This is a genomic window from Streptomyces sp. NPDC001220, from assembly GCF_053597895.1.
This window is the reverse complement of the sequence record NZ_JBSFJE010000001.1, coordinates 252698-276619: the sequence shown is the minus strand read 5'-3', so window position 1 is coordinate 276619 and position 23922 is coordinate 252698. Positions and strand designations below refer to the sequence as shown.

Here is a 23922-nt window from a genome sequence, read left to right as displayed (position 1 = left end):
ATCTCCTGTGTGTCTGCCGGTTCCCCGGGGGCCGTTCAGAGGAACGGCCCCCGGAGCCTGGCGGAACTGTCCTGCGAGGGGTGCCCCGCAGGAACGTACATGTTGGAATTCCCTTGCGGGAATTACCTACTTGGCCTTCTCGAGGATCTCGACGACGCGCCAGCGCTTCGTCGCGGACAGCGGCCGGGTCTCCATGAGGAGGACACGGTCGCCGACGCCCGCGGCGTTCTGCTCGTCGTGCGCCTTGAGCTTGTTGGTACGGCGGATGACCTTGCCGTACAGCGCGTGCTTGACGCGGTCCTCGACGGCGACGACGACGGTCTTGTCCATCTTGTCGCTGACGACGAGACCCTCACGGGTCTTGCGGAAGCTGCCGCGCGCCTCGGTGTTCTGCTCAGTCACGTTGCTCTCGCTCATCAGGCGCTCTCCACCGTCTCGATGCCCAGCTCGCGCTCACGCATCAGGGTGTAGATCCGCGCGATGTCCTTACGGACGGCCTTGAGCCGACCGTGGTTCTCGAGCTGACCCGTCGCCGCCTGGAAGCGGAGGTTGAACAGCTCTTCCTTGGCCTCGCGGAGCTTGTTCAGCAGCTCCTCGTTGCCCAGCTCGCGCAGCTCGGACGCCTTGGTACCGGCCGACATCACGCTTCACCTGCCTCGCGCTTGACGATCCGGCACTTCATCGGCAGCTTGTGGGCTGCGCGAGTCAGGGCCTCACGGGCGATCTTCTCGTTGGGGTAGGACAGCTCGAACATGACCCGGCCCGGGTGCACGTTCGCGATCCACCACTCCGGAGAACCCTTACCGGAACCCATGCGGGTCTCGGCAGGCTTCTTCGTGAGCGGGCGGTCCGGGTAGATGTTGATCCAGACCTTGCCGCCACGCTTGATGTGGCGGGTCATCGCGATACGAGCCGCCTCGATCTGGCGGTTGGTCACGTACGCCGGCGTGAGGGCCTGGATGCCGTACTCGCCGAACGCGACCGTGGTACCGCCCTTGGCCTCACCACGACGCTTCGGGTGGTGCTGCTTGCGGTGCTTGACCCTACGGGGGATCAGCATGTCGGTCAGGCCTCCGTTCCGGTGCTCTCAGCAGCCGGAGCGGCAGCGGCCTCGGCCTGGGGGGCCTCGGCAGCGGGAGCCTGCTGCGGCTTGCGACCGCGCCGCTCGCCACCACGGCCACCACGGGCCGGGCGGTCACCAGCGCCACCGCCACGGGCCGGGCGGTTGCCGGCGCGGGCTGCGGCGTTCTCGGCGCGGACCTCGGCGATGTTCTTGACGTCGCCCTTGTAGATCCAGACCTTCACACCGATGCGGCCGAAGGTCGTCTTGGCCTCGAAGAAGCCGTAGTCCACGTTCGCGCGGAGCGTGTGCAGGGGCACACGGCCCTCGCGGTAGAACTCCGAGCGGGACATCTCGGCGCCGCCGAGGCGGCCACCGCACTGGATCTTGATGCCCTTGGCGCCGGCCTTCATGGCGGACTGCATGCTCTTGCGCATGGCCCGACGGAAGGAGACGCGGGAGGAGAGCTGCTCGGCGACGGCCTGGGCCACCAGCTGAGCGTCCGTCTCCGGGTTCTTGACCTCGAGGATGTTCAGCTGGACCTGCTTGCCGGTCAGCTTCTCCAGGTCACCGCGGATGCGGTCGGCCTCGGCGCCGCGGCGGCCGATGACGATGCCCGGACGCGCGGTGTGGATGTCCACGCGGACACGGTCACGGGTGCGCTCGATCTCAACCTTCGAGATACCGGCGCGCTCCATGCCGGACGTCATCATCCGACGGATGGCGACGTCTTCCTTGACGTAGTCCTTGTACAGCTTGTCGGCGTACCACCGGGACTTGAAGTCCGTGGTGACACCGAGCCGGAACCCATGCGGGTTAACCTTCTGGCCCATTACCGGGTTCCTTCCTTGCTGCTGACGACCACGGTGATGTGGCTGGTCCGCTTGCGGATCCGGTAGGCACGGCCCTGAGCACGCGGACGGAACCGCTTCAGGGTCGGACCCTCGTCGACGTACGCCTCGGAGATGAAGAGGCTGTCGGCGTCGGTGTGGTCGTAGTTGTGCGCGGCGTTGGCGATGGCGCTGTCGAGCACCTTGCCGACCGGCACGGAGGCTGCCTGCGGAGCGAATCGCAGAACAGCCTGAGCCTCCGTGGCGTCCATGCCACGGATAAGGTCCACCACGCGGCGGGCCTTCATGGGCGTAACGCGGATGTACCGCGCCTGGGCCCTGGCTTCCATGGTTGTCCCTCTCAGTTACTTACGTGTCTGAATGCGATCCGCTACTAGCGGCGCTTCGACTTCCGGTCGTCCTTGACGTGGCCCCGGAAGGTGCGGGTCGGCGAGAACTCGCCGAGCTTGTGGCCGACCATCGACTCGGTGACGAACACCGGGATGTGGGTCTTGCCGTTGTGCACCGCGAGGGTGTGACCCAGCATGGCCGGGACGATCATCGAGCGGCGGGACCAGGTCTTGATGACGTTCTTGGTGCCGGCTTCGTTCTGGGCGTCCACCTTCTTGATCAGGTGGTCGTCGACGAAGGGCCCCTTCTTCAAGCTACGAGGCATCTCAACCAGTCCTTAACGCTTCTTGTTCGTCTTGCGGCGGCGGACGATGTACTTGTTCGACGCCTTCTTGGGCGAACGAGTACGACCTTCCTTCTTGCCCCACGGGGAGACGGGGTGACGACCACCGGACGTCCGGCCCTCACCACCACCGTGCGGGTGGTCGACCGGGTTCATGACGACACCACGGACGGTCGGGCGAACGCCCAGCCACCGCTTGCGGCCGGCCTTGCCCCAGTTGATGTTCGACTGCTCGGCGTTGCCGACCTCACCGACGGTGGCGCGGCAGCGCGCGTCCACCATGCGGATCTCGCCGGACGGCATACGGAGGGTCGCCATGGCGCCCTCACGGGCGAGCAGCTGCACCGAGGCACCCGCGGAACGGGCGAACTTGGCGCCACCACCGGGACGGAGCTCGATCGCGTGGATCGTGGTACCGACCGGGATGTTGCGGAGGGCCAGGTTGTTGCCCGGCTTGATGTCGGCCCCGGGACCGTTCTCCACGGTGTCGCCCTGCTGCAGGTTGCGCGGGGCGAGGATGTAGCGCTTCTCGCCGTCCGCGTAGTGCAGCAGCGCGATGCGCGCGGTGCGGTTGGGGTCGTACTCGATGTGCGCGACCTTCGCCGGCACGCCGTCCTTGTCGTGACGACGGAAGTCGATCACTCGGAAGGCGCGCTTGTGTCCGCCACCCTGGTGGCGAACGGTCACACGACCGGCGTTGTTACGGCCGCCCTTGCTGTGCAGCGGGCGGACCAGCGACTTCTCCGGCGTGGACCGCGTGACCTCGACGAAGTCGGCGACGCTGGCGCCACGACGGCCCGGCGTAGTCGGCTTGTACTTGCGGATTCCCATTTCTCAGTCCTCGTCCGATATCGGACGATCCGACCCGCTTACGCGGTCGGACCGCCGAAGATGTCGATACGGTCGCCCTCGGCGAGGGTCACGATCGCGCGCTTGGAGCCCGCGCGCTGACCGAAACCGGTCTTGGTGCGCTTGCGCTTGCCCTGGCGGTTGAGGGTGTTGACCCCGGTGACCTTGACGTCGAAGACCGCCTGGACGGCCTGCTTGATCTGGGTCTTGTTGGCGCCCGGGGCGACGATGAACGTGTACTTGCCCTCGTCCAGAAGCGCGTAGCTCTTCTCCGAGACGACCGGCTTGAGCAGCACGTCACGGTGGTCCGTGAAGGACTTGCTCAGCGGGGTCTCGACGGTGTTCTTGCCCTCGGCGGCGTGACGGCGCGCCTTGGCGACGCGCGCGGCCTTGGCGGCCTTGGCAGCCTTCGAGGCGATGCTCGGGTGACGGGTAGCCATCAGACCTCGGTCCCTTCGGTGTCGTTGGCCTTCGGGCCGGCGACGAAGGACTCGAGAGCGGCCTGGGTGAAGACCACGTCGTCCGAGACGATCACGTCGTACGTGTTCAGCTGGCCCGGCTCCAGGATGTGGACCTGGGGCAGGTTGCGGGCGGACAGCCACGCGGCCTCGTCGGCGCGGTCGACGACCAGGAGCAGGTTCTTGCGCTCCGAGATCTTGCCGAACAGCGTGCGAGCGGCCTTGGTGCTGGGGTTCTCGCCCTCGACCACGCCGGAGACGACGTGGATGCGGTTGTGGCGCGCCCGGTCGGTGAGGGCGTGACGCAGAGCGGCAGCCTTCATCTTCTTGGGGGTGCGCTGCGAGTAGTCACGCGGCTGCGGGCCGTGGACGACGCCACCGCCGGCGAACTGCGGGGCGCGGGTCGAGCCCTGACGGGCGCGGCCGGTGCCCTTCTGGCGGTACGGCTTCTTGCCGCCACCACGGACCTCGCCACGGGTCTTCGTCTTGTGCGTGCCCTGACGGGCGGCCGCGTTCTGCGCGACGACGACCTGGTGGATCAGCGGGATGCTGACCTTCTCCACGCCGAAGATCTCCGCGGGGAGCTCGACGCTACCGGTCTTCTCGCCGGCAGGCGAAAGGATGTCAACAGTGCTCATCGGTTACCTCAGGCCCCCTTGGCCGCGGTGCGGACCAGGACGAGGCCGCCGTTCGGACCGGGAACCGCGCCCTTGATGAGCAGCAGACCCTTCTCCGCGTCAACGGCGTGGACGGTCAGGTTCTGGGTGGTGACACGCTCGTTGCCCATGCGACCCGCCATGCGGAGGCCCTTGAACACGCGGCCCGGGGTGGCGCAGCCACCGATGGAACCGGGAGAGCGGTGCTTGCGCTGGGTGCCGTGACCGGCGCCGAGGCCCTTGAAGTTGTGACGCTTCATGACACCGGCGAAGCCCTTGCCCTTGCTCTTGCCGGTGACGTCGACCTTCACGCCGGCCTCGAAGACCTCGGCGGTGACTTCCTGACCGAGGGTGTACTCGGTGGCGTCGGCCGTCCGGATCTCGACGAGGTGACGACGGGGGGTGACGTCGGCCTTCGCGAAGTGACCCTTGAGGGGCTTGTTCACCTTGCGCGGGTCGATCTCGCCGAAGGCGAGCTGGACGGACTCGTAGCCGTCGACGTCGTTGGTGCGGACCTGGGTGACGATGTTGGGGCCGGCCTTGACGACGGTGACCGGGACGACACGGTTGTTCTCGTCCCACACCTGCGTCATGCCGAGCTTCTCGCCCAGGATGCCCTTGATCTGCTTAGCCATTCTCAGATCACCGGCCCTCAGAGCTTGATCTCGATGTCGACACCGGCCGGGAGGTCGAGTCGCATCAGAGAGTCAACGGTCTTGGGGGTCGGGTCGAGGATGTCGATCAGGCGCTTGTGCGTGCGCATCTCGAAGTGCTCGCGCGAGTCCTTGTACTTGTGCGGCGACTTGATGACGCAGTACACGTTCTTCTCAGTGGGCAGCGGCACCGGGCCCGCGACCGACGCACCAGTGCGGGTCACCGTCTCGACGATCTTCTTCGCCGAGGAGTCGATGACCTCGTGGTCGTAGGCCTTGAGCCGGATGCGGATCTTCTGTCCCGCCATGGCTACTCAGTAGTCCTGTCTCTTCTTACGCTCCGGAACCCGGCGGATTCCCTCTGCTGCCTTCGTTCTCTCCGACCCACGCGGTCGGGCGTGTCGCGCTCCCGCTGACACAGATGCCCCTTGTTCGAACATCCCTGCGGGGAATGCACACGGCCCTTCCGGAACCGCAAGCCGGGGGCGGAAGGCCCACCGGGCGCCTGGTCGGTGCCGCACTCCACTTCCCGAAAGATTCCCGTACGTCCGCCCCAGTGCTGCCGTGGTGGCAGTTAGGACGACGAGTACTGTGGGACTCGCTTCCGGTCCTCCCGGCGGGAGGCGCGCAGCATCAACACTCGACCGAGCAACTCCGACAGTCTGCCATACGGGACACGGGGCTGGCCAATCGAGCCGGAGAGAATACCCCCAGGGTGACGTAGGTCAAACACGAGGTCGATCCGCTCAGAATCCCCAGGGATCGGGATGCGGAGCGGCCGACGGCTCCGGTGACCACAGCAGGCGGGCCTCCAGGTCGTCCCCGAGGAGCTCGCCGAGCAGGTCACGCATCCAGCCGGTCCAGCACACCGCGACGGGAAACTGCGGAACCCGGAACGCCGGCAGCTCGACAGGCACCGCCTCCGGGCGGAAGACCATTTTCTTCATCTCTCCGGTGGCCTTCTTGGGCTGAGCCGACCTGCGCGTGTCCACGCAGTCCACGAGCGGCTCCACCACGTACAGGGCGTAGCCGTCCCGCTCGGGGCCCGGGGTACGGACGGGGACCAGCCGGCCGGCCTCCTCCAGCCGCTCCCGCCCGACCCGGTCGACGAGGTCTCGGCTCAGGATCGGGGCGCCCGGATAGTCGGAGGCGAAGTCGGCCTCGCGCGCCTTGGGGTCACCGGTCCACTCGGCCTCGAACGAGTTCGGCAGCGCGACCGTCGGTCCCTGGAACTGCCGGCGCTTGAGGTCGATCAACGAGTCGCCCAGGCGCAGCGTCCTCAGGTTCCTCGTGCCGGCCAGGAGGCGGTACACGGCCGAGGGGGCCGGTGCGGAGGTCGGGTCAGAGGTCATGGGGTCATCCTTATGCCGTCCAGTAGGCGGTACTCGGCACGGCGTGCGTGACACCGGCGAGCTCGCCCTCGATCTGCCGTCCGACGCTCCGCAGTTCCCGGCGCAGAACGGTACGGATGGCCCGGTCTCCGTATCCGCGCGCGACACGGTCGGCCACCACGTTGTGGAGATGGGCGTCGAGACGGCCCAGGAACCGGTCGGTGTGGGTGAAGTTGTGCGGCCTGGGGTGGCCGAGCGCGATGCCGTTGGCCGCGTCGTTGACGTCGACCTTGTACTTCGACAGCAGGGCCCGCATCCGGGGGCCGCCCGAGCGGTTGAAGCCCGAGGGGACGATGTGGGCCGCCGCCTGGCCCGGGTTGACGAGGCGGCCCTCCCTGACCATGTTCTCCCGCAGCAGTTGGGAGCACGATTTCAGTCCCAGGTAGTCCACCCAGGCGAGCGGGTTCACCACGTACCCGTGCGGCCGCGGGCCGGCCTCCGTGCCCAGCGGGTCCGGGCTGATGTACACCCCGGCGGCCGGGTCGTAGTGCCGGAAGAAGTTGTAGTGCAGGCCTGTCTCGGGGTCCTCGTACTGGCCGGGGAACCGCAGGGGGGTCCCGGTCCCCGCGGCGGCTTCGGTACGGGTGAGCCCCCAGAGCGTGGCCTGTGCCCGCCAGGCGGTTTCCCCGTCGTGGTCCACCAGCTCGGTCGGAGTGCCGACCACGTCCGTGACGATGGCGTAGAAGCGCCGGTCGACCTCGTCCTGGGAAAGCGCGTCCGGCCTGCGGTGTTCCGACTGGGTGAGGGGCGTCATGTCGTCGCGCTCCCAGGTGAGCGTCGTCTCGTCGTCGGGCGTCCGGGTGGTCTGTTCCACCAGGTGCGGGCCGTCCCACACGAAGCGGGTCTCCTCCACCGGGGTCTCCCCGTCCGGTCCCAGCCGGAGTTTCGCGACCCGTCGGCCGAGCGCGTCGTACAGGTAGCGCCAGCGGGTGCCGTCCGGTGTGGTGCACGCGACGAGCCGGTCCTCGGCGTCCCAGTCGTAACGCCACAGGTCGGGTTTGCGGGACAGGCGGGTCCTGCGTCGCAGGACGACTCTGCCGGCGGCGTCGTACTCGTAGCGGAGGGCGCCGGCCCGGACAACCCGGCCGCCCGCGTGGACCCGGTCGCCACGGGCCTCCGGTTCGGGCCGCGCGTCCGGCCAGTCGGCTCGTGTGATGCCGCCGATCGCGTCGTACGCGTACGCCTCGGTCCAGGTCTCGGCCCGGACCGCGGTGACCCGGCCCATCGGGTCCAGGCCGAAGGACCTCCGGCCGAGGAACCGGTCCTGGACGGCCCCGAGGTTGCCGTCGGCCGTGTACGCGTAGGACCGGTGCAGCGCCGGCTCCGCGGATCCGCGGCGTGTCAGGCTCTGCTCCGCGAGGCGGTCGCCCGAGTCCCAGCCGAAGGAGAGCACACAGTCGCTGTCGAGCCGACGCGTCGTCTCCCGGCCCGTGAGGTCGAACGCACGGGTCAGGACATGACCCTCGGTACTCAGGGCGACCCGGTTGCCGGCCAGGTCGTAGGAGTACGTCGTCACGACGCCGGCCGGTGTGGTGCGCCGCACAGGACGATGCAGAGCGTCGTACGCCGTGGTGAGTTCCCGTCCGTCCACGCCCTCGCCGACGATGTTGCCCGCGCGGTCGTAGCGCAGTGTGAGGCTGCTGACCGGTCCGGTGGCGGCGACGAGCCGCCCGGCGTCGTCGTGCCGGTAGACGGTGGCCAGGCCGTCCGCCGTCTTCTGGGTCTGGCTGCCCACGGAGTCGTAGGAGAACCCGACGGTCTGGCCCATGGCATTGGTGCGACCGACGAGTTGTCCCGCCGCGTCGTACGCGTAGCCGACGGTACGACCGTCGAAGTCGGACTCGCTCAGGAGGTTGCCGGCCGCGTCGAAGGTGTAGTCCCAGGTGCGGCCGTCGGGGTTGATGACCTGGGTGAGACGCAGTTCGCTGTCGTAGCGGAAGGCGTATCGCGAACCGTCCGGCGTGATGCGCGCGGCGAGCATGTCGAACCCGCCGTATTCGAACCGGGTGGTCCGGCCCAGCCCGTCGCTGTGGGCAGTGCGGTTGCCCTCCGCGTCGTGGCTCCAGGTCTCGCGGGCTCCGTCCGGGGTGGTCCGCGAGGTGAGACGGCCTTCGACGGTCCAGGTCTGGCGGGTCGTCCTGCCCAGCGGGTCGACGATCTCCGTGTTGTGTCCGAGGGCGTCGTAGCGCAGCAGGGTCCGCGCGCCGAGCGGATCGGTCACGCGTACGGGTTGGCCTGCCGCGTTGTTCTCGAACTCGGTCACCGCTCCCAGGGCGTCCGTCATCGAGACCACGGCCCCCGTCCGGTCGCGCGTGAAGCGGGTGGTCCCTCCGCCGGCCTCCGTCAGGGACAGGCAGTTGCCCCGCGCATCCCACTCCTGGTGGATCGCCGTGCCGTCGTAGTCCGTGATCTCGACAGGCAGACCCAGGTCGTCGTACCGGGCGGTGGAGGCGCGCCCGTCGGGCAGCCGGACGGCGACGAGTCGTCCGGCGTGATCCCAGTCCATGGTCATGGTGCGCCCCAGAGCGTCCGTGCGGGACAGCATCTGGTCCCGACCACTCCACTCGTGGCGGACGGTGTGGCCGAGCGGATTGGTCTCGGCGATCATCTGATAGACGTCGTTGAACTGGTACCGCGTGACGTTTCCGAGCGAGTCGACGGCGACCGTCCGGTACGACTCCTCGTCGTACTCGAAGGTGTAGTCGAGGATTCCGTCGATGCCGCGCACGGAGACACACCGCCCGGCGGAATCGTAGGCGTACCGGTACCACGCGCCGTTGCGGTCCTCCCAGCCCGTGACCCGGTGGTCGGCGTCGTAGGCGAGTTTCAGGGGAAGTCCGTTGGAGTCGTGGGCCCGGACGAGGTCCCCGTGCCGGTCGTACCCGTAACGGGCGAGGCTCGGCCGGTCGGGGTGGCCGGCGAGCGTCAGGTCGGTGATCCGCCCCTCCTCGCAGGTGACGTCGATGCGGTATCCACCGTGATGGACGATCTCGGCGGGCAGCCCGTCCGCGTACCGCAGCGTGATCGTGTTGTCGTTCCGGTCGCCGATCACGGACAGCGGCATCTCGTCGGCGGCTGTGCCGGGCTGCGACCGGAAGGTGAGGGTACGGCCGCTCTCGCGCTGCTCCAGTGTGAACGCGTCTCCGGCCCCGTCGTCCATGCTCAGCGGCCAGTGCGGCCCTGCGACCGGAAGGACGGGAGCGTCGGGGTCGGGCATCGGGTAGTGCAGGACCATGCCATCGGCGCAGACGAAGCGCACGCCGTCGGAGTCGAGCAGCAACCGTTGGTCGAGAGTGCTGATCCAGGTGGAGCCGAAGAGCCTGCCGGTCGCCACCCCCGTGCGGTGGCTGCGTTCCAGAAGGAGTGGCAGGGCTCCGTCGAGTGAGACATCGGTCTCGTGCATGACCATCTGTCCCGTGGCCATGTCGATCGGGTCACCGCAGGTGAAGAGCTTCTTCATCGGCCGGCCGAGTTCGCGGACGCTCCTGCCGAACCCCTTCACCCCCAGCGCCATCCCCTTGAGCCCGGTCTTCCCGAAGGTCCGTAGTCCCTTGGCGAGTTTGCCGAGGCTGGTGATGCCCTTGCCGCCGGGTATGCAGTCCAGCGCCGCGAACGCCACATCCCATAGCGAGGCTTGGCCCTTGGAGTACTTGTAGAGGGTGTCGGCGAGCACGACGAGGGCGGCGACGAGCACGATCGCGCCGAGGATCGGCCCGCCGATGATCATCGCGATGATGCCGACGACCGCGACGACGACCTTGCAGACGGTGACGATGGTGTCCCAGTTGTCCTCGAACCAGTGACCCACGTCCTGCCACCAGTGCCGGTTCGGGATCCCCGCGTCGGACGCCTCGTCGATCTTCCGCTTCGCCTCACCCGCCGCGTCGTCCCGCATCCTCCGCGCGTCCTCGGCCATCTTCTTCGCGGCGTCGAGGGCGTTCTGCGCGGTGCTGACGTCCGACTGCGCCGCGGTGTGCGCGGACTTGGCGCTCTGCACGTCCCGGGTCGCGGCCCGCACCTTCGCCTCGTCCGGCTTGTCGGCGGTGGATTTGCTGCCGGTGGGGTCGTCCTTGTACTTGTCGGCTTCCTTGCCGGCGCGAGTGACCCACGAATCGGCGGAGGACAGCCGGGACTTGGCGGAGCTGAGGTCGCTCTGTGCTTCCTTTGCCTTGGCCAGGGCCTTGTCCGCCAGGGCCTGCGCCCGTTCCAGCTTGGGCCAGTAGTCGGCGAGGGCGTCGCCGCACATCTCGTAGGACTTCTTCAGCTTCTTCAGGTTCTTCGGGACGTCCTTGAACTGCTCCTTGAACACCTCGGCCGACTTGCCCGCCCACTGCAGGAGGGTGTCCTCGCCGGCCATGCCCTTGACCAGGCGCAGGGCGTCGGAGACGTCGTCGGCGAAGGCGTGCAGCTGCGCGGCGAGAGTGCGGACACGCTGCGGGTCGCCCGGCGTCGGGTCCCGGTCGAGGTCGAGAGGATGCCAGTCCGCCGGTCGATATCCCGCCATGTCCCCGCAACCCCCGTCGCGTACGCCACGTCAACACACCTGTGCACACGCGAACTTACAAGGAACGGCCGTTCGAGGTGAAGCCCCGGCGCGGCCGTCGGCCGCCGTTCAGCGGTGGCGGGTCGCGGTACGGCACCGAGGGGGGCCGACCCGATCACCGCCGTGCCGAGATGGCCCTCGCCGCGCTCGAACGCGGCGTCCCACGCCGCTGGCTCGGCGCGCCCCGGCAGGCCTTCGCCGGTCTCTCCCCCCGCAATGGTTCAGTCCGCGAAGCGGAACGTCGACGTGATCGCGTCGAAGATGTCGAAGAAGGAGTCGGCCAGGTCCAGGACCTGGCTGCTGCCGGCGACCAGGGCGACCTTGCCCTCCTGGCCGGGGACCGGGATGAACGTCTGCATCAGGACCGCGCGAATCGTGCGGTTGAGGCTGTCCTCGGGGATCGGGATGTCCTCGATGCCGTACGTCCGGGCGGCCAGGCCCACGCCGGGGATGTCGACGGTCGTCACCTTGCGCCAGGAGTCGCCCTCCCGGTGCGCCTCCTTGGGCGCGAGCTGGGCGGCGATGGCGGCCGGGTCGTTGGAGAGCGGCGCGCCCTCCCGGGTGCGGCCGCCGACCAGCGACACCGTGACCGAACCCGTGATCGGCGTGTCACCGCCGAAGCTCTCCGCCATGCAACCGCAGTACATCGCGCCCGACTTCCACGCGTCGGCCGCGGACTTGCGCAGGAATCCGACGTACGTGTCCCGGTACTGCGCCAGCTCCGGGTACTGGGCCACGCGCTCGTTCACCATCCGCCGGATCGAGTCGTCCCGCGACTCCGGGCGTACGTCGAACTCCCACCACGACTCGGGCACCTTGATCCGGAAACCGCCGCGCTCGATGGTGAGCGTTTCTATGTAGCGGGCCATGGTGTACGTCGTCCCCGTTCCGGTGATCTCATATACGGTGCGGCAAGACTACGAGACGCGCGGACGGGGGACGGTCACGTGGGCAAAGGCAAGAGCGACCTCGCGATACCGGTGAGCGAACTGGAGGACTACGGCCGCCAGTTGCGCTCCATCAAGGAACGCCTCAACCACACCAAGAAGATGTTCGAGTCCTACCGGGACGACGTCGGCAGCGGCACGGTCTACGACGCCCTCGACGACTTCGAGTCCAACTGGCACGACGGCCGCGAGGACATCAGCAAGCAGATCGACTCGCTCGCCGACATGTCCGACACCGTCGTCCGCGAGTTCAAGAAGCTGGACGACGACCTCGCGAAGAAGGCGAAGGACGCGGTACGGCCGGAAGAGCAGCAGCAGGGTGGCGGCGGGCCGAAGGCGGAGTAGTACGCGTTCGCCGGGGGCCGGTCTTCTGACGGGTGATCGCCCGGCCGGTCAGTTCCCGGGGTCCACGTTCCAGGTCTCCGGCAGTTCGCCGCCGCGCGGGCGCGCGGGCCAGGACGTGGCGTCGGCTGCCGCCGCGGGACGCGGCCAGGGCGGACGACATCGTCCGGGGGCGGGTCGTAGGGCACTCCATCCGGATCCGGGTTTGTTAGACCGCCGTGTCGTCGGCGGGTTACCGTACGGACACGCCTTGTTGCCCACGGTCACCCGCGGAGGAACCCTGTGCCATCGCCCTGCGATCCCCAGTACGCCCCCGCCGGTGACGTGGGTGCGGCGCTCATGATGATCGACTCGCGGCTCAGGTCCATCTACGAGGGCAAGGCCGGGATCGACCCCGAACAGCAGCAGCTGATCGACCAGTTCACCGCGTCGATGGGGCCCACGGGCGTCGACGATCTGGTGGAGGGCGCGTGCACCCTCATCTACATGTACATGCAGTGGCTGCGGATGGCGTACGAGGACCACGACAGGGACGTGATCGAGTACGTGGTGCCCAGCTTCGTGGCGTCGACCCGCATGATGCGCAAGAGCGTCCGCCCCGAGGTGATCCCCACCATGACGGGCCTGCTGGTGGCCGCCGGCACCGGCCTGAGCCCCAGCCTGTGGCGCAGGCAGTACGGGGAGTGGACCAAGGACGAGATGAACGCCCTGGAGGCCACGGCCGTGCTGCTCGCGGAGCACATCAACCGGATCACCGAGGACCAGGACTTCGCCACCCGGCTGATCACCGAGGCTCTGACCCGCTCGAGCGAAGAGTGACCCACCTCAGGAGAAAGGAAAAGTGAATTCCAAGTTATTCGGAATGGCTGCCGGCTTGAATAGCCGCTCGCATCCGCCTGTGACCAGCACTTACGGAATATTTTCGGACCCTGTGACAATCCCTGGCCTTGGCTTTACCATCGCCCAATGCGCATTTCCGAGGTCGAAGCAGCCAATGCACGCATGCTGGCCCACGCACCATCGGTCCGGCCCGTGGCCACCGGCGACATCATCCGCGTGCACCGCAAGAAGTTCCCGTACCGCGGATACGTCGAGATCGACTCGCCGTACTGTCCGCCGTTCGTGATGTTCTGCGTGAACGACGATGCGGTCGCCATGGACACCCTGTGGAACGGGACGTTCGGCTACGAGCCCGGCACCCTCGCCACCTGGGCCCGGCTGGCGGCGCGGAGCGCGACGATCGCGGACGTCGGCGCCCATGTCGGCTACTTCTCGATGATCGCCGCGCACGCCAGCCCGAAGGCGAGGGTGCACTCCTTCGAGCCGGTCGACCAGATCCACTCCCGGCTGTCCGTGAACGTCCGCTCGAACGGCGTCCAGAACGTCAAACTCCACCAGGCCGGCGTCTCCAGCGAGCCCGGCTGGGCCGACATCAGTGTCCGGTTCTCCGGGAACCTGCTGTCCACCGGTTCGACCCTGGAGGGCGCCGCTCCCGACGCCCAGCTCAAGCGCATCCAGCTCGTCACGCTCGACGAGGTGTTCGCCGACACCAAGCTGGACCTCGTCAAGATCGACGTGGAGGGCCACGAGATGTCGGTGCTGCGCGGAGCCCGGCAGGTGCTGCGGCGCGACCGGCCCACGCTGGTGATGGAGGCCCTGGTCGACGCCGATCTCGACGACCTCGTCGGCCAGTTCGAACCCCTCGGCTACGACGTCCACTGGATCGCCGAGCGCGACGGTTCGCTGGTGCACTGGAAGGAACCCCGGCCGCCGCACACCCGGAACCTGCTCTTCGCACCGCGGCCCTGAGCACGGCGGCCCTGAGCACCACACCCCTGGGGCACCACACCCCTGGGGCACCACACCCCTGGGGCACCGCGGCCGTGAGCACCGCGGCCCTGAGGCTGTCCCCACCCCCGACCCACCCGTCTGCCGGATGGTCGGAGCTCCTCGGCGTCCGGCACCGTGAGGAGCGGAAACGCCAGTCGCGTGTGGGTGGAAGGACGCCATCGTGCGAAACGCCGTCGGGACCGCTGCTCTTCTCCTCGCCCTCGCGGTGCCGGCCACGGGGGCGGCACCGAACACCAGCACCGCCACCGCCACCGGCCTGTGGCGCATGGACGGGTACGGGACCGTCCTCGCCATCGACGGCCGGGGGGCGCAGGAGTACCAGACGACCGCCGTCAGCTGCCTGAAGGGGTACTTCGCCGAGGCGGCCGCGGAACCGGGGACGTACGACGTCGAGGGCGCCGTGCTCACCGTGCGGCCCGCCGCCGACGGGGAACACGCCCGGTTCGGCGCCGACGTCGCGGTGGGGCACCGGCAGCTGCGCCGGATCGGCTCCCTGCCGGCCGCCTGCACCCGCCCGCCCGCGACCGACCCCCGCACCGCCTTCGACGTCTTCTGGCAGTCGTTCGAGGAGAACTACCCCTTCTTCGCCGCCAAGGGCATCGACTGGCATGCCGTGCGCGACCACTACCGGCCACTGGTCCACAAGGACACCACCCGGGACCGGCTCTTCGACATCTTCAGCCGCATGATCACCCCGCTGCACGACGCGCACGTCCTGGTCCTGGACGGCGACCGCCACTACGGGGTGCCCCGGCCCGGCACCGTCGTCCCCACCGGGGAACTCGACGACAAGGTCAAGAAGTTCGTCGTCGACCGCGACCTCAGGACGGCGACCGGCCGGCAGGACTTCGCGGGCGGTCTCCTCACGTACGCCGACCTGAAAGAGCAGGACCTGGGCTACCTCCGGATCGCGAGCTTCGACGGATACGACCGGGGCGACGCGTCGTACACCGCCCAACTCGCCGAACTCGACCGGGCGCTCGACACCGTCCTCACCCCGGCCCGCACACGCTCACTCCACGGCCTGGTCATCGACCTCCGCGTCAACGGCGGCGGCTCCGACGCGCTCGGCATCCACATCGCCGAACGCCTCACGGACAGGTCGTACACCGCCTACTCCAAGCGTGCCCGCAACGACCCGGCCGACCCGGCCCGCCACACCCGCCCCGAGCCGATCCCCGTGCGCCCCTCCCCCAAGCCCCGCTACACCGGCCCGATCGCCCTCCTCACCGGTGGCTCCACCGTCAGCGCCGGCGAGACCTTCACCCAGGCCCTGATCGACCGCCCGGGCCGCACGGTCCGCATCGGCCGGCCGACCCAGGGCGTCTTCTCGGACATCATGGTCCGCGACCTCCCCAACGGCATGACCGTCTGGCTGCCGAACGAGGAGTACCTGACCCGGAAGGGCCGCACCTTCGACGGCACCGGGATCCCGCCGCAGATCAGCGAACCCGTCTTCACCGACGAGGAGTTCGCGAAGGGCCGGGACTCGGCATTCGACCGGGCGGTGGAGCTGTTGCGCCGTCGCAGGTCATGACCCGCCGCTCGACCGCCGTCGCTGCGCAAAGCCGGCCCGCGCGAACCGGGCACGGCTACCGGCCCAGCCGCCGGCTCTCCAGCGGGCCCAGGTAGGTGGCGGGCAGGCCGCCCGTGTCGATCAGCAGCCGCTGTACCACCACCGTGGGGTCCACCGCCCAGAACTTCAGGCGGTGGACCCCGGGGCCCACCGTGTGGCGGGTCGCCGTCCGGTTCACGTTGTCGGAGGTGTTCCGCGCCCACACCGCGTTCAGCAGGCCGTCGTCCGCGCCGGCCGTGATGTCCACCGGTACCGGTTCCGCGTCGTCGAACGACACCGCGTAGCGCAGGCCGACCGTGCCCGGCAGCGCCGGGTTGCGCGGGGACAGGTACGCCCACACCGTCACCTCACCCGCCGACAGCAGGGTCACCTCGTACTCCAGCCGGGGCCACGCCTCTCCCCAGCCCCCCGTCACCGGCCACGCCGTCATCCCGGCGCCGGTCCGGCCGATCCCCTCCAGCCGGCGCCAGCCGCCGACCGCACGGTCGTGGTGCTCCGCGTCGATCGCCACATAGCCGCCCGCCTCGACGAAGCCGCGCAGCTCCCGTGCCGACGGCTTCTCCGCGACGCACGCCACCGTCACCGACTCCCCCGCCCCGCTCACCGTCAGCGATCCCGCGGACCGGCCGGCCGGTGCCCGTGACCAGTCCACCCGCACCTCCACCCGTACCTGGTGCGTCACCCGGCCTCGCGGACGATCCACCACCAGCCAGGGCACCGAGGTCCGCACCCGGTAGTCGAAGGGGGTACGGCCGCGGTTGAACACCTCGACGTACTGCTGCGGCCGGGTCTGGTACGGGCTGAACGACGGCAGATCCGGCGAGTCCCCGTCCGGGTCCTGGCCGCCGTCCACCGACACCCCGAGCCCTGCCGCCTCCGGCACCTCGATCCGCCGTACCGCCGGGAACAGCACGTCCGGCAGGGCCACGTTGTCCTTCTCCGGCTGCTGCCAGGGCGCGTTGGCGCCGTACCGGTCCACGTCCCCGTAGTCGATGTGCGGCTGGGTCTGGAAGCCCCGCCATTTGCCGCCCGCCACAGCGGAGTTGAAGCGCTCGGCCAGGGCGAAGTCGCGCAGCAGGCCCTGTTCCGCCTGCGCCGCACGGTCGTTGGCCGCCGCTCTGCCCTCGCGCGCGTACCGCAGGTTCATGAACTCGGCCTGCCGCAGCGCGTAGAGGTTGGCGGTCGCCGTCACCTCGTACCCGACCAGTTCGAACCAGGCGTCCCGTACCACCGCCGGCAGCCGGCGCTCGATCCGCGTCGCCCTTCTCCCCAGCTCCCGCCACTCCTCGGTCACCCGCTCCAACTCGCGGTGCTCGAAGGAGAAGGGCGTCTGCTGATCGTCGTACACCACCTGGCCGCCGTCCGCGAGCGTGATCCGGCGGTTCAGCAGCTCCGGCTTGCGGCGCGCCTGCAACCGGCCGTAGGCGGCGAGCACTTCGGCGACGTCCCGGGCCGCCGCCTCGCCGAAGTTCTGGCGTGCGTAGCCCCGTTCCCAGTCACCGAGTCGGTCGATGTCCCAGCGTTCCGGATTCCAGGCGTAGTCGAGGAAGAACTGGGTCGGCAGTTCGTTGCCCTTCAGGTCGCCCACGTTGGCCACCCACAGGCCGTGGTTGCCGTAGGCGTGGGCCTGGTGGAGCTGGTCCCAGACGTTGCGGAGGTTGGCCGTGTCGACCCACTTGTAGTTGCGGCCGGCGCCGACGTAGTCGAAGTGGTAGTACAGGCCGTAGCCGCCGCTCCGGGGCTCGGCGGGGGACGGGTGCTTGCGGATGTTGCCCCAGTTGTCGTCCGTCAGGACCACGGTGACGTCGTCGGGCGCCCGCAGCCCCCGGTCCCAGTAGCGCTGGACCTCCTTGTAGAGCGTCCACACCTGGGGGGTCTCGGCGGCGGGCCGGCCCGTCACCTCCTCGATGATCCCCCGCTGCGCCGCGATGATCTCCTGCATCAGCTCGATGCCGTCGCCGTCGGGGAGGCCGGTGTCGCCGTTGCCGCGCATGCCGAGGGTGACCACGCCCTCGAAGCCCTGGTCCACCATCCGCTGGATGCCGGCCCGCCAGTACGCCCTGATCGCCGTCGGGTTGCGCAGGTACGACCACTCGCCCGTGCCCCCGTAGGGGTCGGTCCCGTCGGCCGCGTGGCGGTTCCACTCCTCGATCCCCCGCATCATGGGGGCCTCGTGAGACGTGCCCATGACAATGCCGTACTCGGCGGCCCTGCGGTGGTTCTCCGGATCGTCCTCGGCGAACGCCCGCCCCCACACCGCCGGCCAGAGGTAGTTGCCCTTCAGCCGGAGCAGCACCTCGAAGACGCGGGCGTAGAAGTCCGCGTTGAAGCCGCCCGGGTAGCCGGGGGCCTTGCCGGGGCCGAAGTGGGCCGGGGCCCAGGTCCCGAGCGCCGGGTTCTCGTCGTTGACGAAGAAGCCGCGGTACTTCACCGCCGGCGTGCCCTGGGTGTGCCGGCCAGGCACCACCCACACCCGGTCGCGGTGGACCGGCGGCACGTCGTCCCACCAGTGCCAGGGCGAGACCCCGATGCCGTAGGAGACGTCGTACGCCCCGAAGATCGTGCCGCGCGGGTCGCTGCCCGCGATGACGAAGGCCCGCTCCACGCCGGGGAGGGGACGGTCGACGACCGTCTGGAGCGAGGTCTCCCACCTGCCCCGCACGCCCGTCACGTCCAGCTTGCCGGACGCCACCAGGCCGTCGATCAGCGGGCTGCGGCCGATCGTGCCGACGAGCACCACGTGCCGGGCGATCGTCGAGCCCGGCCGGACGCCGGTCACCCGCTCGATGTCGGCCCGGAGGTCGCCCGCCACCCGTACGACTCCGGGGTGGTCCTCGGCGCTCACCACGACCGGGGCGCCGACCAGCGAGAACGCCCCGCCGGTGAAGGAGATGTACGCCCCGGGGTCCGTCACCCGCGGCCCACGGCCGGCCGCGTCAGCCCACGCGATCCCCGGCGACAGCACCGGCACCGCGGCGGCACCCAGCACGGTTCTACGGCGCACAGACATGGCGCACCCCACCCCTCCACCCGAATTTGGTCAGCGGCATGACAAATGGTGGAGTGAGGGGCTCCCGGGAGCCAGGGGTCGTACGCGCCGAATAGTTTCGGGACGCCGGTACGCCGAAAGGCCCGTACGACCGGAGTCGTACGGGCCTTTCAGATACCTACCGGGTCAGCCCTTGCGGGCCGAGATCACTTGTTGATCTTGGTGACCTGGCCGGCGCCCACCGTGCGACCACCCTCACGGATGGCGAACTTCAGGCCCTCCTCCATGGCGATGGGCTGGATCAGCTCCACCTTCATGTCGGTGTTGTCGCCCGGCATGACCATCTCGGTGCCCTCGGGGAGGGTCACGACGCCGGTCACGTCCGTGGTACGGAAGTAGAACTGCGGGCGGTAGTTGTTGAAGAACGGCGTGTGACGGCCACCCTCGTCCTTGGACAGGATGTACGCGGTCGCCTCGAACTCGGTGTGCGGCGTGACCGAACCCGGCTTGATGATGACCTGGCCGCGCTCGACGTCCTCGCGCTTGATGCCACGGAGGAGCAGACCGACGTTCTCACCGGCCTGGCCCTCGTCGAGCAGCTTGCGGAACATCTCGATGCCGGTGACCGTGGTGGTGGTCTTCTCGGTCTTGATGCCGATGATGTCGACGGTCTCGTTGACCTTGAGGACACCACGCTCGATACGACCGGTGACGACGGTGCCACGACCGGTGATCGTGAAGACGTCCTCGATCGGCATCAGGAACGGCTTGTCGACGTCACGCTCGGGCTCCGGGATGGACTCGTCGACGGCCTTCATCAGGTCGAGGACGGACTGGGTCCACTCGGCGTCGCCCTCGAGGGCCTTGAGCGCGGAGACCTTGACGACCGGCAGGTCGTCGCCCGGGAACTCGTACTCGGAGAGGAGCTCACGGACCTCGAGCTCGACGAGCTCCAGGATCTCCTCGTCGTCCACCATGTCGGCCTTGTTCAGGGCGACGACGATGTACGGCACGCCGACCTGGCGGGCCAGGAGCACGTGCTCCTTGGTCTGCGGCATCGGACCGTCGGTGGCGGCGACGACGAGGATCGCGCCGTCCATCTGCGCGGCACCGGTGATCATGTTCTTGATGTAGTCCGCGTGACCCGGGCAGTCGACGTGGGCGTAGTGACGGGTCTCCGTCTGGTACTCGACGTGCGCGATGGAGATGGTGATACCGCGCTGACGCTCCTCGGGCGCCTTGTCGATGTTGTCGAACGCGGTGGCCTCGTTCAGGTCCGGGTACGCGTCGTGCAGCACCTTGGTAATGGCGGCCGTGAGGGTCGTCTTACCGTGGTCGATGTGACCGATGGTGCCGATGTTGACGTGCGGCTTAGTCCGCTCGAACTTCGCCTTCGCCACTGGGGTCCTCCTGGGAGTGGTTCTGTACGCCTTGATTCGATCGGCGCCAGGTGATCTTTGCTGTTGGTTCCCGGGCCCCGGGCCATTCCGCCACGAATGCGGAGGAACGGCCCGTGAGGCTCCGGGGTCAAGCCTAAAGCGTCGTAGCGCGGTGCGTTACTCGCCCTTGGCCTTCGCGATGATCTCCTCGGCGACGTTCCGCGGAACCTCGGCGTAGGAGTCGAACTGCATCGAGTAGCTTGCGCGACCCGACGTCTTGCTGCGGAGGTCTCCGACGTAACCGAACATCTCCGAGAGGGGCACGAGGCCCTTCACGACGCGGGCACCGGACCGCTCCTCCATGGCCTGGATCTGGCCACGGCGGGAGTTGATGTCGCCGATGACGTCACCCATGTAGTCCTCGGGCGTGACGACCTCGACGGCCATCATCGGCTCAAGGAGCACGGGGGACGCCTTGCGCGCGGCCTCCTTGAAGGCCTGCGAGCCGGCGATCTTGAAGGCGAGCTCGGAGGAGTCCACCTCGTGGTAGGCACCGTCGAGAAGCGTGACGCGGACGCCCGTCATCTCGTACCCGGCGAGGATGCCGAACTGCATGGCCTCCTGCGCACCGGCGTCCACCGAAGGGATGTACTCCTTCGGGATACGGCCACCGGTCACCTTGTTCACGAACTCGTACGAGGCGTCGCCGCTCTCGATGGGCTCGATCGCGATCTGCACCTTGGCGAACTGACCGGTACCACCGGTCTGCTTCTTGTGGGTGTAGTCCACGCGCTCGACGGCCTTGCGGATCGTCTCGCGGTAGGCGACCTGCGGCTTGCCGACGTTGGCCTCGACCTTGAACTCACGGCGCATACGGTCGACCAGCACCTCGAGGTGCAGTTCGCCCATACCGCCGATGATGGTCTGGCCGGTCTCCTCGTCCGAGTGGACCTGGAAGGACGGGTCCTCCTCGGCCAGGCGCTGGATCGCGACGCCCAGCTTCTCCTGGTCGCCCTTCGACTTGGGCTCGATGGCGACCTGGATGACCGGCGCCGGGAAGTCCATGGACTCCAGGATCACCGGCTGCTTGTCGTCGCACAGCGTCTCACCGGTCGTGGTCTGCTTCAGACCCATGACGGCGATGATGTCGCCGGCGCCCACCGACTCGATCTCCTCACGCTTGTTCGCGTGCATGCGGTAGATCTTGCCGATGCGCTCCTTCTTGCCCTTGACGGAGTTCAGCACGGCGGTGCCGGACTCCAGGCGGCCCGAGTAGACCCGGACGAAGGTGAGCTTGCCGAGGTGCGGGTCGCTCATGATCTTGAACGCCAGCGCGGACAGCGGCTCCTCGTCGGACGGCTTGCGCTTGACCACGACCTCCGGGTCCTTCACGTCGTGGCCCTCGATGGCCTCGACGTCAAGCGGGGAGGGGAGGTAGCGCACGACCGCGTCGAGCAGGGGCTGAACGCCCTTGTTCTTGAACGCGGTACCACAGAACACCGGGGTGACCGTGATGTCCTTGGACTTGCCGGACGCGATGGTGATACGACGGATCGCGGCGTACAGCTGCTCCTCGGAAGGCTCCTCGCCCTCCAGGTACAGCTCCATGATCTCTTCGTCGTTCTCGGCGACGGCCTCCAGCAGCTTGCCGCGGTACTCCTCGGCAGCCTCGGTGTGCGTGGCCGGGATGTCGACGACGTCGTACATCTCGCCCTTGGTGGCCTCGGCGGACCACACGAGCGCCTTCATGCGGACCAGGTCCACGACGCCCTGGAAGTCGGCCTCGGCACCGATCGGGAGCTGCATGACGATCGGCTGCGCGCCCAGACGGTCCTTGATCATGTCCACACAGCGGTGGAACTCGGCACCGGTCCGGTCGAGCTTGTTGACGAAGCAGATACGCGGCACGCCGTAGCGGTCCGCCTGACGCCAGACAGTCTCGGACTGGGGCTCGACACCAGCGACGCCGTCGAACACCGTCACGGCACCGTCGAGCACGCGGAGCGAACGCTCCACCTCGACGGTGAAGTCGACGTGGCCCGGGGTGTCGATGATGTTGATCGTGTGGTCGACGTCTTCCAGCGGCCAGTGACAGGTGGTGGCAGCAGAGGTGATCGTGATGCCACGCTCCTGCTCCTGCTCCATCCAGTCCATGGTGGCGGCGCCGTCGTGAACCTCGCCGATCTTGTACGACACACCGGTGTAGAACAGGATCCGCTCGGTAGTGGTCGTCTTGCCCGCGTCGATGTGGGCCATGATCCCGATGTTGCGGACCTTGGCCAGGTCAAGTGAAGTGGTAGCCATAAGGCTTCAGTCTTCTCTCGGTCTCGATGTGGGTAGCGACTACCAGCGGTAGTGCGCGAAGGCCTTGTTGGACTCGGCCATCTTGTGGGTGTCCTCGCGCTTCTTGACGGCCGCACCGAGGCCGTTCGAAGCGTCGAGAAGCTCGTTGAGCAGACGCTCGGTCATGGTCTTCTCGCGACGGGCGCGGGAGTAGCCGACCAGCCAGCGCAGCGCCAGGGTGTTGGCGCGGCCGGGCTTGACCTCGACCGGCACCTGGTAGGTGGCGCCACCGACACGGCGGGACTTGACCTCAAGCGTGGGCTTGATGTTCTCCAGCGCGCGCTTGAGCGTGATGACCGGGTCGTTGCTGGTCTTCTCGCGCAGGCCCTCCATGGCGCCGTACACGATGCGCTCGGCGGTGGAGCGCTTGCCGTTCAGCAGCACCTTGTTGATGAGCGAGGTGACAAGAGGAGAACCGTAGACCGGGTCGATGATGACCGGGCGCTTCGGGGCAGGGCCCTTACGAGGCATTCTTACTTCTCCTTCTTGGCGCCGTAGCGGCTGCGGGCCTGCTTGCGGTTCTTGACACCCTGGGTGTCGAGCGAGCCGCGGATGATCTTGTAGCGAACACCGGGCAGGTCCTTCACACGGCCGCCGCGCACGAGCACGATGGAGTGCTCCTGCAGGTTGTGTCCCTCACCCGGAATGTAAGCAGTGACCTCGATACCGCTGGTCAGACGCACACGCGCGACCTTACGCAGGGCCGAGTTCGGCTTCTTCGGGGTGGTCGTGAACACACGCGTGCAGACGCCACGACGCTGAGGCGAACCCTCGAGTGCGGGCGTCTTGTTCTTCTCGACCTTGTCCTGCCGGCCCTTACGGACCAGCTGCTGGATCGTAGGCACTACTTCTCCGGTTTCTGTGTGCCGAATGGTGAAGCTAACCTGGAACGTCGCCGACCCACGCGGTCGGGTGTGTCGGATTCCGCGGACTCCTGCCGAACGGCAGAAGGGGGCGCGGATCGCGGTGGCCACTTCGTCACTCCGGTGCGGTTTGAAGGCACGCACGAGGATCAGGGCACACCCCAGGCACAAGGTCTGAGCGTACCCAGCGCAATCACTTCGGTCAAAACAAAAGAAGCGGGACCGGTCGAGGAGGGCCTGAGCTGCGGTTTTGAGGACGGCTTCCGATATACCACGAACACGAACGACACGCGAACGGAAGAGGACACGGGCCGCCGAGGATCGGTTCGACGCCTGCACGACGCTGATCCGACCTTCTGTGAGTCCCTGTTCGTGGTGATCGCCGCCTGGACCTGCCACGCCGTTCGTGGTGATCGCCGCCTGGACCTGCCACGCCGTTCGTGGTGATCGCCGCCTGGACCTGCCACGCCGTTCGTGGCGATCGCCGCCTGTACCTGG

General features: G+C 68.4%; 24 protein-coding genes. 5 read left to right on the top strand and 19 right to left on the bottom strand.

The features are described from left to right. Positions 1–126: 126 nt before the first annotated feature. The 14 genes from rpsQ to ACWDGI_RS01285 form a co-directional block, all read right to left on the bottom strand. Complete coding sequence (gene rpsQ, locus ACWDGI_RS01350) at positions 127–417, bottom strand: 30S ribosomal protein S17 (protein ID WP_450754180.1); 291 nt, start codon at positions 415–417, stop codon at positions 127–129. Continuing rightward, complete coding sequence (gene rpmC / locus ACWDGI_RS01345) at positions 417–641, bottom strand: 50S ribosomal protein L29 (RefSeq protein WP_010036720.1); 225 nt, start codon at positions 639–641, stop codon at positions 417–419. The genes rpsQ and rpmC overlap by 1 nt, the downstream gene beginning before the upstream one ends. Continuing rightward, entirely contained in the window at positions 641–1060 is a 420-nt protein-coding gene (rplP, locus tag ACWDGI_RS01340) for a 50S ribosomal protein L16 (RefSeq protein WP_030788270.1), read from the bottom strand. The genes rpmC and rplP overlap by 1 nt, the downstream gene beginning before the upstream one ends. A gap of 5 nt (positions 1061–1065) precedes the next feature. Next, positions 1066–1893, bottom strand: coding sequence for a 30S ribosomal protein S3 (rpsC, locus tag ACWDGI_RS01335; protein ID WP_093499641.1), 828 nt, complete (start codon positions 1891–1893; stop codon positions 1066–1068). After that, positions 1893–2240 (bottom strand): 50S ribosomal protein L22, encoded by a 348-nt coding sequence (rplV, locus tag ACWDGI_RS01330; RefSeq protein ID WP_003974262.1) that lies wholly within the window; start codon positions 2238–2240, stop codon positions 1893–1895. Before rplV ends, rpsC begins: the two co-directional genes overlap by 1 nt. 44 nt (positions 2241–2284) lie before the next feature. Then, complete coding sequence (gene rpsS / locus ACWDGI_RS01325) at positions 2285–2566, bottom strand: 30S ribosomal protein S19 (protein ID WP_003992359.1); 282 nt, start codon at positions 2564–2566, stop codon at positions 2285–2287. Between the two features lie 12 nt (positions 2567–2578). Then, the gene (gene rplB / locus ACWDGI_RS01320) at positions 2579–3415 is read right to left on the bottom strand and encodes a 50S ribosomal protein L2 (RefSeq protein ID WP_189268841.1); all 837 of its coding nucleotides are present in this window, start codon (positions 3413–3415) and stop codon (positions 2579–2581) included. Between the two features lie 38 nt (positions 3416–3453). Further along, positions 3454–3873: a 50S ribosomal protein L23 gene (rplW, locus tag ACWDGI_RS01315; protein WP_351318163.1), complete on the bottom strand. Its 420-nt coding sequence runs from the start codon at positions 3871–3873 to the stop codon at positions 3454–3456. Then, positions 3873–4529: a 50S ribosomal protein L4 gene (gene rplD / locus ACWDGI_RS01310; protein WP_351693717.1), complete on the bottom strand. Its 657-nt coding sequence runs from the start codon at positions 4527–4529 to the stop codon at positions 3873–3875. The genes rplW and rplD overlap by 1 nt, the downstream gene beginning before the upstream one ends. An 8-nt stretch (positions 4530–4537) precedes the next feature. Next, positions 4538–5182 (bottom strand): 50S ribosomal protein L3, encoded by a 645-nt coding sequence (rplC, locus tag ACWDGI_RS01305; RefSeq protein ID WP_351318159.1) that lies wholly within the window; start codon positions 5180–5182, stop codon positions 4538–4540. 17 nt (positions 5183–5199) lie between these two features. Continuing rightward, positions 5200–5508, bottom strand: coding sequence for a 30S ribosomal protein S10 (gene rpsJ / locus ACWDGI_RS01300; protein ID WP_003948644.1), 309 nt, complete (start codon positions 5506–5508; stop codon positions 5200–5202). Positions 5509–5946: 438 nt separating this feature from the next. Further along, positions 5947–6552 (bottom strand): hypothetical protein, encoded by a 606-nt coding sequence (locus tag ACWDGI_RS01295; RefSeq protein ID WP_450754176.1) that lies wholly within the window; start codon positions 6550–6552, stop codon positions 5947–5949. Between the two features lie 10 nt (positions 6553–6562). Continuing rightward, entirely contained in the window at positions 6563–11095 is a 4533-nt protein-coding gene (locus ACWDGI_RS01290; protein WP_450754174.1) for a DUF6531 domain-containing protein, read from the bottom strand. A gap of 260 nt (positions 11096–11355) precedes the next feature. After that, on the bottom strand, positions 11356–12003 hold the full coding sequence (locus ACWDGI_RS01285; protein WP_450754172.1) for a hypothetical protein: 648 nt from the start codon (positions 12001–12003) through the stop codon (positions 11356–11358). A 78-nt stretch (positions 12004–12081) separates the two neighbouring features. On the opposite strand from ACWDGI_RS01285, the gene ACWDGI_RS01280 reads away from it, so the two are divergent. The 4 genes from ACWDGI_RS01280 (at position 12082) to ACWDGI_RS01265 (ending at position 15811) form a co-directional block, all read left to right on the top strand. After that, positions 12082–12426 carry a hypothetical protein gene (locus ACWDGI_RS01280; protein WP_450754170.1) on the top strand — a complete coding sequence of 115 codons (345 nt, stop codon included), beginning with the start codon at positions 12082–12084 and terminating at the stop codon, positions 12424–12426. Between the two features lie 279 nt (positions 12427–12705). Continuing rightward, entirely contained in the window at positions 12706–13242 is a 537-nt protein-coding gene (locus ACWDGI_RS01275; RefSeq protein ID WP_450754168.1) for a hypothetical protein, read from the top strand. A gap of 147 nt (positions 13243–13389) precedes the next feature. Further along, entirely contained in the window at positions 13390–14232 is an 843-nt protein-coding gene (locus ACWDGI_RS01270) for an FkbM family methyltransferase (RefSeq protein WP_450754166.1), read from the top strand. 202 nt (positions 14233–14434) lie between these two features. Continuing rightward, entirely contained in the window at positions 14435–15811 is a 1377-nt protein-coding gene (locus tag ACWDGI_RS01265) for a S41 family peptidase (RefSeq protein WP_450754164.1), read from the top strand. Positions 15812–15866: 55 nt separating this feature from the next. Here ACWDGI_RS01265 and ACWDGI_RS01260 read toward each other — a convergent pair whose 3' ends face one another. The 5 genes from ACWDGI_RS01260 to rpsL all read right to left on the bottom strand — a co-directional run bounded on the left by ACWDGI_RS01260 (position 15867) and on the right by rpsL (position 23406). Then, on the bottom strand, positions 15867–18860 hold the full coding sequence (locus ACWDGI_RS01260) for a glycosyl hydrolase 115 family protein (protein ID WP_450754162.1): 2994 nt from the start codon (positions 18858–18860) through the stop codon (positions 15867–15869). 185 nt (positions 18861–19045) lie between these two features. Next, a complete protein-coding gene (gene tuf, locus ACWDGI_RS01255) occupies positions 19046–20239 on the bottom strand; it encodes an elongation factor Tu (protein ID WP_351693772.1) in 1194 nt (397 codons plus the stop codon). A gap of 156 nt (positions 20240–20395) precedes the next feature. Next, positions 20396–22522, bottom strand: a complete 2127-nt coding sequence (fusA, locus tag ACWDGI_RS01250) for an elongation factor G (protein ID WP_362716989.1) — start codon at positions 22520–22522, stop codon at positions 20396–20398. A 39-nt stretch (positions 22523–22561) separates the two neighbouring features. After that, positions 22562–23032 (bottom strand): 30S ribosomal protein S7, encoded by a 471-nt coding sequence (gene rpsG / locus ACWDGI_RS01245; protein WP_007384059.1) that lies wholly within the window; start codon positions 23030–23032, stop codon positions 22562–22564. Between the two features lie 2 nt (positions 23033–23034). Next, positions 23035–23406, bottom strand: coding sequence for a 30S ribosomal protein S12 (gene rpsL, locus ACWDGI_RS01240; protein ID WP_003948652.1), 372 nt, complete (start codon positions 23404–23406; stop codon positions 23035–23037). A gap of 69 nt (positions 23407–23475) precedes the next feature. Between rpsL and ACWDGI_RS01235 the strand changes: the two genes are divergently transcribed. Next, the gene (locus ACWDGI_RS01235; protein WP_450754159.1) at positions 23476–23871 is read left to right on the top strand and encodes a hypothetical protein; all 396 of its coding nucleotides are present in this window, start codon (positions 23476–23478) and stop codon (positions 23869–23871) included. Positions 23872–23922: the final 51 nt, after the last annotated feature.